At 47.8% G+C, this 10,918-nt stretch carries 11 protein-coding genes and 1 pseudogene; 6 read left to right on the plus strand and 6 right to left on the minus strand.

The window, feature by feature from the left end; all coding sequences use genetic code 11:
* Positions 1-239 precede the first annotated feature (239 nt).
* Positions 240-716: a YbjN domain-containing protein gene (locus IQ235_RS08625; RefSeq protein WP_405196658.1), complete on the plus strand. Its 477-nt coding sequence runs from the start codon at positions 240-242 to the stop codon at positions 714-716.
* A gap of 103 nt (positions 717-819) precedes the next feature.
* Here the strand turns inward: IQ235_RS08625 and uvrB are convergent, their stop codons facing one another.
* Positions 820-2,817 carry an excinuclease ABC subunit UvrB gene (gene uvrB / locus IQ235_RS08630; protein ID WP_264321070.1) on the minus strand — a complete coding sequence of 666 codons (1,998 nt, stop codon included), beginning with the start codon at positions 2,815-2,817 and terminating at the stop codon, positions 820-822.
* A gap of 373 nt (positions 2,818-3,190) precedes the next feature.
* Between uvrB and IQ235_RS08635 the strand changes: the two genes are divergently transcribed.
* Positions 3,191-3,637, plus strand: a complete 447-nt coding sequence (locus IQ235_RS08635) for a hypothetical protein (protein ID WP_264321071.1) — start codon at positions 3,191-3,193, stop codon at positions 3,635-3,637.
* Between the two features lie 37 nt (positions 3,638-3,674).
* On the opposite strand, the gene IQ235_RS08640 is transcribed toward IQ235_RS08635, so the two are convergent.
* Complete coding sequence (locus tag IQ235_RS08640) at positions 3,675-3,854, minus strand: hypothetical protein (protein ID WP_264321072.1); 180 nt, start codon at positions 3,852-3,854, stop codon at positions 3,675-3,677.
* Positions 3,855-3,899: 45 nt separating this feature from the next.
* Between IQ235_RS08640 and IQ235_RS08645 the strand changes: the two genes are divergently transcribed.
* Together IQ235_RS08645 and IQ235_RS08650 are read left to right on the plus strand one after the other, a co-directional pair.
* Complete coding sequence (locus IQ235_RS08645; RefSeq protein ID WP_264321073.1) at positions 3,900-5,603, plus strand: hypothetical protein; 1,704 nt, start codon at positions 3,900-3,902, stop codon at positions 5,601-5,603.
* A gap of 89 nt (positions 5,604-5,692) precedes the next feature.
* The gene (locus IQ235_RS08650; protein WP_264321074.1) at positions 5,693-6,199 is read left to right on the plus strand and encodes a DNA recombination-mediator protein A; all 507 of its coding nucleotides are present in this window, start codon (positions 5,693-5,695) and stop codon (positions 6,197-6,199) included.
* 220 nt (positions 6,200-6,419) lie between these two features.
* Here IQ235_RS08650 and IQ235_RS08655 read toward each other — a convergent pair whose 3' ends face one another.
* On the minus strand, positions 6,420-6,755 hold the full coding sequence (locus IQ235_RS08655) for an STAS domain-containing protein (RefSeq protein ID WP_264321075.1): 336 nt from the start codon (positions 6,753-6,755) through the stop codon (positions 6,420-6,422).
* Positions 6,756-7,206: 451 nt separating this feature from the next.
* Here IQ235_RS08655 and IQ235_RS08660 point away from each other — a divergent pair, with 451 nt between their 5' ends.
* Positions 7,207-7,401 (plus strand): hypothetical protein, encoded by a 195-nt coding sequence (locus tag IQ235_RS08660; protein WP_264321076.1) that lies wholly within the window; start codon positions 7,207-7,209, stop codon positions 7,399-7,401.
* Between the two features lie 110 nt (positions 7,402-7,511).
* Here IQ235_RS08660 and IQ235_RS08665 read toward each other — a convergent pair whose 3' ends face one another.
* The 3 genes and pseudogenes from IQ235_RS08665 to rpsB form a co-directional block, all read right to left on the minus strand.
* Entirely contained in the window at positions 7,512-8,411 is a 900-nt protein-coding gene (locus IQ235_RS08665) for a hypothetical protein (protein WP_264321077.1), read from the minus strand.
* A gap of 122 nt (positions 8,412-8,533) precedes the next feature.
* The gene (gene tsf / locus IQ235_RS08670) at positions 8,534-9,193 is read right to left on the minus strand and encodes a translation elongation factor Ts (RefSeq protein WP_264321078.1); all 660 of its coding nucleotides are present in this window, start codon (positions 9,191-9,193) and stop codon (positions 8,534-8,536) included.
* A 320-nt stretch (positions 9,194-9,513) separates the two neighbouring features.
* Positions 9,514-10,264 (minus strand): annotated as a pseudogene (gene rpsB / locus IQ235_RS08675) (30S ribosomal protein S2); the annotation flags it as partial.
* Between the two features lie 392 nt (positions 10,265-10,656).
* Between rpsB and IQ235_RS08680 the strand changes: the two are divergent.
* Positions 10,657-10,918 (plus strand): hypothetical protein (locus tag IQ235_RS08680; RefSeq protein ID WP_264321079.1); only part of this gene is annotated, 262 nt, incomplete at its 3' end.

Raw genomic sequence — 10,918 nt, forward strand, 5'->3', positions numbered from 1 at the left:
CCACGAACCGTATTATCGTCACTACATTACCGACGATTTGGGTGTCCGCCTCGAAAGCGTTGGCTTTACGGACATTCGCACGGAAAACCACTTCGCGAGCAAATATTGGATCGCTCGCAAACCCAATTGACCGGGAATTTCGCGCTTCAAAATTCTCCCATCTTCCTAAGTGCTGGTCATCGGGTTCCTGGAAACGCTAGAGTAAATTTGGCAAGAATGCGAGTCAGTGGAGACACATTATGACAACGGATCGGGATAACGTACCCCTGAATGTCCTTGTAGACGAATCCATGGATGTTGACTACGTTCTGGAAATCGAAACGGTCATTTCCAGTTTGGCAGAAGACCAAAAAGTGTTGGTAGGTAAAAGCGATGCAGGGCACTTGTGGAAGTTTAAGTACGGTAGCGTTCGAGTTTTCGTCCAGCTGACGGGTTCGACGGAAGAAGATACGCTCACGGTTTGGTCTTCGATCTTGAAACTGCCGGCCCAGAACGAAAGCGAAATGATGCGCCGACTGTTGGAAATGAACTGGTCTAGCACTTACGAAGCCCGATTTGCGATGCTCGGCGATGAGATCGTCGTGCTATCGTCTCGATCGGTGGCGGATCTCAACCCTGGAGAAATTTCTCGATCGATTACCGTCGTTGCGACGATCGCGGACGACCACGATGAAGCTTTGCAAGAGGAGTTCGGTGCGGCTTCTGCGCAGAGCTAGTATCTTGTTCTCCTCGAGGAAGCCAGGTGTCTGAACAAGGAGAAACCAGATCCTCGCGCGAGTTTGGGAACAAGCCCTAAATACCCGCGCGATGGGCGAAAATTTAACGACCGAGAAGTTTCTCTCGCAGTTGCTTGATGCGATCGCGCAATTTTGCTGCTTCCTCAAATTCGAGTTTGGCTGCTGCCTCTTTCATTTGTCTTTCCAACTGGCGCACCAGTTCGGGTATTTGGTCTAAGGGTAACTCGTCGGCATTATCGCAGGCTATCTCGATTTCTTTAGCATTCAAACGTCGAGAGATGTCGAGAAACGCCAGAATTGAGTTGTTTGACTGTTTGACGATCGATTTGGGGGTAATGCCATGCTCTTGGTTGTAGGCTAATTGAACTTGGCGGCGACGATCGGTTTCTTCGATGGCTTTTGCCATACTATCGGTTAAGCGATCGGCGTAGAGTATTGCTTGTCCGCGCACGTGTCGCGCCGCCCGACCGATGGTTTGGATGAGCGATCGGGCGGCTCGCAAGAATCCCTCTTTGTCGGCATCTAAAATTGCCACTAAGGAAACCTCTGGCAAATCCAAGCCTTCTCGAAGCAAGTTTACCCCGACTAGAACGTCAAATTCTGCCTGGCGCAAGGCCTGAAGAATTTCGATCCGTTCGATGGAGGTAATCCCCGAGTGTAGATAGCGAACCCGTACCCCCCGGTCTTGAAAATACTCGGTGAGATCTTCAGCCATCCGTTTGGTGAGGGTGGTGACCAACACCCGTTCTTTACGATCGCTGCGTTTTTGAATTTCCGCTAACAAATCGTCAACTTGCCCCTCTGTGGGACGGACGAATACCTCGGGATCTACCACCCCTGTCGGTCGAATAATTTGCTCGATAATTCGATCGTTCGATCTCTCGATTTCCCACTCTCCCGGTGTCGCCGAGACAAAGATACATTGCTCGACTTTCGACCAAAATTCTTCGGCTTTTAAGGGTCGGTTATCGGCAGCACTGGGAAGGCGAAATCCGTGGTCGATTAAAACTTGTTTGCGAGCGCGATCGCCATTATACATTCCTCGAATTTGCGGTACGGTAACGTGGGATTCATCTACCACTAGCAACCAATCATCGGGAAAGTAATCCACCAAACATTCGGGTGGTTCTCCGGCTTTGCGTCCGGCTAAGTGGCGGGAATAGTTTTCAACTCCATTACAGTATCCTACTTCTCGTAACATTTCTAAATCGTAACGAGCGCGCTGGTCGATACGTTGAGCTTCGACGAGTTTTCCCAATTGTTCGAGTTGCAAAACTCGCTGTTTTCGTTCCTCCTCAATATCATGGCAAGCGATTTCTAATCGTTCTTGAGGCGTGACAAAGTGCCGTGCGGGATAGATATTCAAAGCCTCAACACTTTGGATGATGTTTCCAGTGACCGGATCGATGTAACGAATGGCATCGATCTCGTCTCCAAATAATTCGATCCGAATAATTCTATCTTCGTAAGCCGGCCCGATTTCAATGACATCACCTTTAACTCGAAACTTACTTCGACCAAGATCTAGATCGTTTCGAGTATACTGAATATTTGCAAGCGCTCGTAAGAATTGACGCGGTTCGATTTCCATTCCCACTTTTAGAGGAATAGAAGCCTTGAGATATTCCACCGGCATTCCTAAACCGTAAATACAGCTAATTGATGCCACGACAATGACATCTCGCCGCTCGAATAGAGATCGGGTTGCCGAGTGTCGCAGCATATCTATCTCATCATTAATGGACGAACTTTTTTCGATATATGTATCGCTAACAGGAATATAAGCTTCGGGTTGGTAGTAATCGTAATAGCTCACAAAGTATTCAACAGCATTATTTGGAAAAAACTGTCTGAACTCATTACAAAGTTGCGCGGCAAGGGTTTTATTATGGGCGAGAATTAGAGTTGGCTTACCAATTTTTTCGATAACACTGGCAATCGAAAAAGTTTTTCCCGTTCCCGTTGCCCCCAGTAACGTCTGATTTTGATGTTTGGCGTTCAGACTGGCAATGAGTTGGGCGATCGCCTGGGGTTGATCGCCTGTTGGTTGAAACGGGGCTTGGAGATGAAATGCTTTCATGAGAATGGCTGATTGATGAGTTCGATCGAACTAGAAGCAATTTATCGTACGAAAAATAATTAGACATTAAATTCTACCGGAAAAATTATTGTTTCGATCGCATATTTATTTGGGTTATTTCAATAATTGTATAGTTTTATATATTAAAGTTGAAAATACTTTACAAGAATCCTTAAGTAATAATAAAATTATTCCGGAGCTGACATAACAACCCGACCTCCATCGAGTCTGGTGTACGTCCCCTTTGGCTACCGCAGTTCGCCATCAACCGTTTGAGGAAGCACCCTCGGCGCTCGGCTTCCATTGGCTTCACTTCGAGCCTTTCGATCGCAGCGCCTGCCACATCATCAATTTCATTTGAGGAAAAAGGGATATGAGTCCAAGCAATACTCTCGACGAAAGCAAAACCACAAAAAGCCGCACCGCAAGAAGCACTAAAAGTACTGCCACAGAAGAAGCCAGCGATGCCGAGACGGCCGCAAACTCTAAGGACAAACAAGTGACGGCACTCGCCGTACCTGGCAAATCGGACACAGCTAAATCTCTCAGCGTTGAAATGCGACCTGATAGCGATTTACCTCAAAATCGTCCCGTTACAGTCAGCCACTCGGAAATTACCGAAACCTTCGGTGCCGTAGGCGGACAGCGTCCGATTTTTGCCAGCCACTTGCAAGTTTGCGGCACCATCAATTCTTCAGGACAGCGTCCAATTTCTGCCGGAACCTTAGCCATTAGCGACGTCTACGCCTCCATGGGAAATCGACCGGTGGCCTCGAACGAAATCGACGATCCCAACGCACTCATGGGTTATCTCGACTAGATTGTCGTCTGCTAAAAATACAGCCGACCCGGTTTTCTCATAGAACCGGGTTTTTTGGTATTTGGATCGGTTCGTGGTGAGGGTCAATGGCCGTTGCAGAAGCATTGTGGCTGCGATCGCGCCTCCAACTGACCCATGTCAGGAGTACGGACATCCATCCTCCAACGCCCACCCGGAACATTGCTAGACTATCAATATTCTTTTTTAAAATATCCATACAATCAATATCGATTCCGACTCAGACGGATTATTGGTAACTGCTATGTCTTCTGCCCCTCGCCCAAACAAAATCGCTTCTCTCCTCCGCTTGCCCCTGGTGTCCAAGAATTTTGCCGGGACTCTGCGCCAACCGACCTACATGGCGATCGCCGCGTCTCTTGGTCTGCACGGGGTTGTGGGAGTGGGTTTCGCTGTCGTTTCTCCCAATGGGTTAGGAAATTCCCCACTCGCAACCCGGATGGTGGAAACCAATTTAGTGGAGTTGACCCCAGCAGAAATCAGTCGTTTGCCCGTTGTTAGTACCTTACCCGTCGGTCGGTTACCCTCGCCCAACTCCAATACTTTATCGGCCGGTACGCTGCCTTCCCTGTCGGGACTCCCGCCCTCTTCATCGGGAACTTTGGGGAATTCCGGTCAGGGGTTACCCCCCGGCCCGCCACCACCTCTAGGCTCTTCGGAACCGACTTACAGCTCGGGTACGTTCTTCGGTTCTCGCTCTTCGGGATCTTCCGAGGACTACAGTTCGGGCTACAATTTGGGCTACGGTTCGGGCTACAGTTCTGGTGACACTAGCTCTCAAAGCTCTTTATCTTTGGCAGAGTTGCAGGCTTGGATCGATTTGCAAGCTAGGCGAGAGATCGAACGCCGCTTAGAGCAAGACGATCCAAACTTCCTCAAAAAACCCCAACTTCAGGACGAAGACGATCCCAAGGCAATCCCAAATGAGGAGAACGAGGAAATCGCCGATGGAGAAGAAATCTCTGAAAAGGAGAACCCCAATATTGCCAATTCGTCAGAATTTTCCGAGGGAGAAATCCGCTTTGTTCAGGGAATTCGTCTACCGGGGGCATCTTCTCAACAACTTGAAGGTCAAATTCCAGTAGAAGCCGTCGTGGACGATCGAGGAAATTTGCTTGACTTAAGATTTCCCGACGGTTCGGAAAATCAGGTTCGCGAACTCTTACTCGTGGCGAGCATTCAAGATATTCTCTTTCCCAGTACGGGCAGCGAAGCCGTATACCCGTTAGTGGTGGTATTCAATGAAAATAGCCCGACGTTGAATGCATTGGGTTCTGGAGAACAGCCCCAGATCGATTTTGAAGATTTACAAGCACTCGACCCGGATTCGGAACCGAATACAGAATCTCAAATTTTTGCCCTGGCTCCAATTTCGTATTCAGTCGCCGATCTATCTATTCCTCCTGGGGAAGTACCAGATTCTATAATTGTCGATATTGTGGTTGTGCCTGACGGTGGGATAGAAACGCAACTGGTGACATCCACGGGAGACCCATTTCTCGATGAGATCGCCCTCGATCGCGCTCTGGCATTGGCGATCGAGCAAAAGTTAGCCCTCGATACATCTAATACTCATCAAGTGACGATTCCCTTTGAATTAGACGTGGAGTTGGATGATAATATCGAGACTCCCCCCGAGGCACCAATCCTAGAGCCGACCGACCCCGAGGACAGCACCGAGAAACCTTTACCCCCACAATCTCCTGCACCCGATCCACTCGAACCCGAGTTGCCCCAAGAAGATATTCTTCCCTCACCGCCCAACCCAGTCAATACACCCAAGAAACCCCCGCTTCAAAACCCCTCTGAGGCAGAAAACGAATCTGATAGTCGTCTCCCCGAGCTTCCTGCGGACAAACCCACTCAATCTTCAACCTCTGATGAGCGATTACCGATCGAAAAAGAGCGTCTTCCCTATTCGAGCAAAGCAACAAAAAAAGAACCCTAAAATCATGGAAAAAATGGGATAACAATGGAGAATTCGTGCATACAGTCTGATAGAATTACGGGGTTGTTCGTTTCTCGTGTATACCGTCTTTGAGTCAATCCATAGAAACCCCCGATAAAGTTGATGTATTTCTACAGGAACTGGCGACGATCCAGCAATCTGGCTCGAAGCGGATCGCCTTGCTCGGCTCTCGTCACGTCCCCATCACCCACCAAAACCTGATTGAGGTGATGAGCTACGCCCTGGTTTTGGGGGGAAATCGCTTAATTACTTCCGGGGCAATAGGAACGAATCTTGCGGCCATTCGAGGTGCAATGCGAGCCGATCCCAATCTGCTCACGGTTATTCTGCCTCAAAGTCTCGATCGTCAGCCTCAAGAATCTCGCACTGCATTGGATAAAGTGATGAACTTGGTCGAAAATCACGAAAATAACAGCTTATCTCTTGCCGAAGCGAGTGCTGCATGCAATTTAGAAATCGTATCTCGGTGTCAGCAGCTTATTTGCTTTGCCTTTCACGACAGTCATACCTTATTGCAAACTTGTCGAGATGCAGAGGAACAACGCCGAGTAGTGACATTATTCTACTTTGATTAATCGATACGTTGCATTGAGAACGCCAACTAGAGCAGGGCAATTTCATCCATCTCGAGTCAAGATCGATTCAGATCGAAATAAACGCACGGCATCAAGCGAGATGATGCCGTGCGTTTTAGAATAGAGAGTAGATATAGAAAATTTAAACAATAGAGCGAAGAAGACAGATAGGCTAGATAAGAGCGGTCAACTTAAAGGCGACTTGACCAACACGTAGCCTCTAAGCTAGAACTGCGCCTATATTCGTTCCGCGATCTTCAATATCAAATACGCGATCGAGTTGGCTCAATTCAAAAATAATTCTAACAGAAGGAGAAACGGAGCGGAGGCTGAATCTGCGACCGACGCTCTTGGAAAGACTCATCGCCGAAACAAATGCCATCAGACCTGCACTATCGAGGGATTCGACTTCTTCCATATCAACCAGTACCATTGGAGCTTCTGCACCGGAAACAGCGGTGGTCAGCTGATTTTTGAGTTCGTGAGCGTTGTCGGCGTTGATGTGACCTTGTAGCTTCATTACGGTGGCTTTGGATGCTTGGGGAGTAACTTGCATAGTTTCAGTTCCTTTTGCCTAACTGGTTTAGGCGATGGGGTTTACGAAAAACGATGGTACAAACATAAACGATAAAATTTCTCCACGGCGCGGTTTTTAGGCAAGTTTGCTGAATCTTCGTGTTTGTTGACTGTTATGTAAAGTTTTCAGAAAGTCACTTAGAAAAATGTGTCCGGTCATACTGCAATCTATGGGTTTTGCCTTTACAATTACTGTAAGATCCAAAGGTTTTCTGTGCCAATAAAACCCTGTTATATCAATACTCTGTGAATTTAAAAACACGATTCCGACACAATAATTTCTCAATTTAAAGTCTTTACAATCTTGGGTTTAAATGCAGTAAACTGACAATCTGACAGTGATGTAGATCACCCATCGATAGGCATTACGATCGCAAGATGAACCTGAAATTCATCAGAGGATAGAAGTAACAGCATTCTTCTGATGTCCGATGAAAGCAACTGTAGCCATCCGTCACCTTGTAGAAAAAGCTTTGTATATTAAGCGTTTGACACCCGATCTCGAAAATGAGATCAACAACGAGTTAACTCGGTTGGGGTATATTTCAGATGTTGATTACGAAGCCCTAGAACTCTTAATGGAAGAAATGGATCGGGGTCGAATTCAACTTGTTGCTAGTCCCTAGGCCGCTGGGGAATATACGCTCGAACCTTGAAATACTAACGATATTGACCGGAGGATGAAATTGTTTCGATTCCCTGTCACTTTACTCTCGATATTTTAGCCTAAAAAATTCTAGTCTTCAAACCAACTCGATCTCCAAGCCGATTCAGCCTGAGCCACAACTTGCTCCTGGCGTTTTTGATAGTACTGCTGTCCCAATGCATTTAATCGTTGCGAAAGCTGGCGAATCTGGGTTCGCCACGCACTGACATTCGCTTCTCCAAATTCAATTTCAGTCAAACGGAGATAGATAGCCACAATTTCGGTGATTTTTGGTTTTCCCCCTCGTTTTTTTGTATTTTCAGATTCAACGACCAAATTGAGTAGGTTGGGAGGACTACTCACCGAATCGATGGCTTCCGCTTTTGCATCATCGGAAACGGGAGCGGGCAATTGATTCGGTAATACCCCCGAGGTTTGCAAGAGACGATTAGCCTGGTTGGAGAGAGTTTGCAAAATCTGTCCGATCGCTATTTCGACTCGTTTTTGCCAATTAACAAGCTGTTCGGGAGCAATCGTTTGTGATTCGGGGAGAATCGTTTCTGAGGCCGAACCCAGTGACTCGTGGGAAGTATCGGTTTCTTCTTCCACAACCTCCGAATCGGACTCGCTTGCCGTATCGCAATCTCCACGATCTTCAGCTTCCTTTTGAGAATAGGAATGCGGTTCCTGGTATCGCACCGCTAATCCATCTGGCGAAATCATTTCTTCCAACTGCTGCTGACCGGAGCTTGCTAATTTGCGAATTTCCTCTTGCAGTTGTTCTCGCTGATGAAAAGTAAGCTTTAAAAAAGATTCCGGATATCCCTGGGTACAAAGATGGAAGCAGGCTAAAACTAACTGTTGGCGCGTGGCCTGTCCTAAAGCACCCAGATAATTGGTATAGGCGCGACCGAATTCCGAGGCAATCGTCGATATTGCCTCCTCTAGAGCCGCTACATCTCGATCGATCCGCTCAAGCGATCCGCTCATCTGTGACGATATGGGTGATAGAGGACACAAAACTGAAATCCCGTCTCAAAGGCGATCGATTATCGCGTTAGAAAACACTTTCCTTTTCATCGATCGCCTTTGAGTTCGGTTACCAATTTAATTTATTGACCGCTGGTTTGGGCGGCAACTTCTTCGGCAAAGTTGGTTTCTTTCTTTTCGATGCCTTCCCCGAGGATAAAGCGAACGAAGCGACGAACCTGGATTTTTTCTCCGAGCTTGCCGCTAGTTGCTTTAACCAACTCCTCGACGGTGATATTCTGGTCGCGAATGTAAGGTTGATCGAGCAAAGATAGCTCTTTCAAGCGCTTGTCGATCCGACCCTGGACGATTTTTTCACGAATATTTTCGGGCTTGTTCGCCAGGTCATCTCGACCCATTTCGATCTCTTTTTCCTTAGCGGCCATGTCTTTGGGAATCTCATCAACGCTGACGTACTCCACATTCGGACAAGCTGCCACTTGCATGGCAATATTGCGCACCAAGTCCTGGAACTGTTCCTCTCGGGCAACAAAGTCCGTTTCGCAGTTGACTTCCACTAAAATACCAACCCGACCTCCGGTGTGGATGTAGCTACCCACAAGTCCTTCTGCGGCGACTCGACCTTCTTTTTTTCCAGCAGAGGCAATGCCTTTTTTGCGCAACCACTCCGTAGCTTTGTCTAGATTCCCATCATTTTCTATCAGGGCTTTTTTGCAATCCATCATGCCTGCGCCGGTTTTATCGCGCAGTTCTTTGACCTGTTTTGCCGATATTTGTGCCATCTTGCTTCGTTTCCTCTGGTTTTACTCCTCTTCGCTGCCTTCGCCGGTTTCGGTAGCTTCGGTAGCTTCGGTAGCTTCGGTAGCTTCGGTAGCTTCAGCGACCTCTTCAGCTTCAGCAACTTCAGCAACTTCGGTGACTTCGGTAGCTTCGGTAGCTTCGGTGACTTCGGTAGCTTCGGTGACTTCGGTAGCTTCGGTAGCTTCGGTAGCTTCAGCAACTTCGGTGACTTCGGTGACTTCGGTAGCTTCGGTAGCTTCGGTAGCTTCAGCAACTTCGGCGACTTCAGTAGCTTCAGCGGCTTCAGTGGCCTCTAGCTCTGGTTCTGCATAATCTTCGTAGTCTTCGGCGGCGTAATCTTCGTAATCTTCCTCCGATAGAGTCTCTAACTCACCATGACGACCTTCGTAGATCGCATCAGCGAGTTTCCCTAGTATTAGCTTAATTGAGCGAATGGCATCATCGTTGGCAGGAATGGGAACGTCAACAACATCCGGATCGCAGTTGGTATCGAGCAAAGCCACGATCGGAATATCGAGCTTTTGACATTCTTGCACCGCATTGTACTCCCGTCGCTGATCGATGACGATCGCAATATCCGGAATCTTCCGCATCGATTTGATGCCACCGAGGTACTTCTGAAGTTTCCCCAGTTCTCGGCGTAGCATGGAGGCTTCCTTTTTCGGTCGCAAATCCAGCGCGCCGGATTCTTCCATTGCCTCTAATTCTTTGAGACGATCGACTCGCATTTTAATCGTCGTCCAGTTGGTGAGCATTCCCCCCAACCAGCGTTGATTCACGAAATACGCACCGCAACGCGCCGCTTCTTGGGCCACAATGCCAGCAGCTTGCCGCTTCGTGCCGACAAATAAGACTTTTTTCCCGGACTCGGCGGCATTCCGGATATATTCGTAGGCATCTTCCATCAACTGGGCAGTTTGCACCAAGTCAATGATATGAACCCCGTTCCGCTCAGTGAAAATGTATCGATCCATCCGAGGATTCCACCGACGGGTTTGGTGTCCGAAGTGAACCCCTGACTCTAGCAACTGAGCCAATGAAACAACTGGCATATGATTTTGTACTCCTAAATTCGGGTTAATCCTCCATTCAGGCGCATTTCCACGTTGAGAAACACCCGATTCCCTGAATGTGCGAGATTAGACAACTTTTCTAGGGTAGCATAACCGGGTATCGATATTGGGATTTTTTCGGTGAATTTTGCCGGATTTTTCAATGCCTCGAGTCACCCATCTCATTGGAGTCGAGAATCCACCCAACTTGCAGGATCTTCCGCATCGGCGATCGATATCTGATTAACCATATCTATACCGATTGGGTCTCAAAGCCACCGAATATAGGATAATACTTTGCCTTTTTCTAAATAATTGACCCCCAATTCCCCCTTATTTAGGCTAATTTCATAGGGTGGATTGAGTTGAACACCAAAAGGGGATAAGAGTCCATGGAGAAGCATTCAAATGTTGTCCGAACGCGGTCTTTTACGATTTTTCAGTTGTTGCTGTTGGGAGTGAGTTTACTGCCCAAAACGGCAATGGCTCAACAGCGATCGAAACCCGCCTCTACCATCGATCCGACGACTGTAAAAGCTGCTAAAGAACTGATTTCCCGATCGGTCTCAGTCTGCCCTCAACCGCGCTCCAAATGCTTGTTAGCGATCGACTCCTCGGGCAAAACTCGACCCTCGCTGCAACCTTCACAGACTC

It is taken from the genome of Zarconia navalis LEGE 11467 (genome assembly GCF_015207075.1).
Classification (GTDB): Bacteria; Cyanobacteriota; Cyanobacteriia; order Cyanobacteriales; family Geitlerinemataceae; genus Zarconia; species Zarconia navalis.

Excerpts from the sequence above, each read along its gene's own strand:
- IQ235_RS08625 (WP_405196658.1), top strand. The coding sequence starts at position 240 with ATGACAACGGATCGGGATAACGTACCCCTGAATGTCCTTGTAGACGAA.
- uvrB (WP_264321070.1), bottom strand. The coding sequence starts at position 2,817 with ATGAAAGCATTTCATCTCCAAGCCCCGTTTCAACCAACAGGCGATCAA.
- IQ235_RS08635 (WP_264321071.1), top strand. The coding sequence starts at position 3,191 with ATGAGTCCAAGCAATACTCTCGACGAAAGCAAAACCACAAAAAGCCGC.
- IQ235_RS08640 (WP_264321072.1), bottom strand. The coding sequence starts at position 3,854 with ATGGATATTTTAAAAAAGAATATTGATAGTCTAGCAATGTTCCGGGTG.
- IQ235_RS08645 (WP_264321073.1), top strand. The coding sequence starts at position 3,900 with ATGTCTTCTGCCCCTCGCCCAAACAAAATCGCTTCTCTCCTCCGCTTG.
- IQ235_RS08655 (WP_264321075.1), bottom strand. The coding sequence starts at position 6,755 with ATGCAAGTTACTCCCCAAGCATCCAAAGCCACCGTAATGAAGCTACAA.
- IQ235_RS08660 (WP_264321076.1), top strand. The coding sequence starts at position 7,207 with ATGAAAGCAACTGTAGCCATCCGTCACCTTGTAGAAAAAGCTTTGTAT.
- IQ235_RS08665 (WP_264321077.1), bottom strand. The coding sequence starts at position 8,411 with ATGAGCGGATCGCTTGAGCGGATCGATCGAGATGTAGCGGCTCTAGAG.
- tsf (WP_264321078.1), bottom strand. The coding sequence starts at position 9,193 with ATGGCACAAATATCGGCAAAACAGGTCAAAGAACTGCGCGATAAAACC.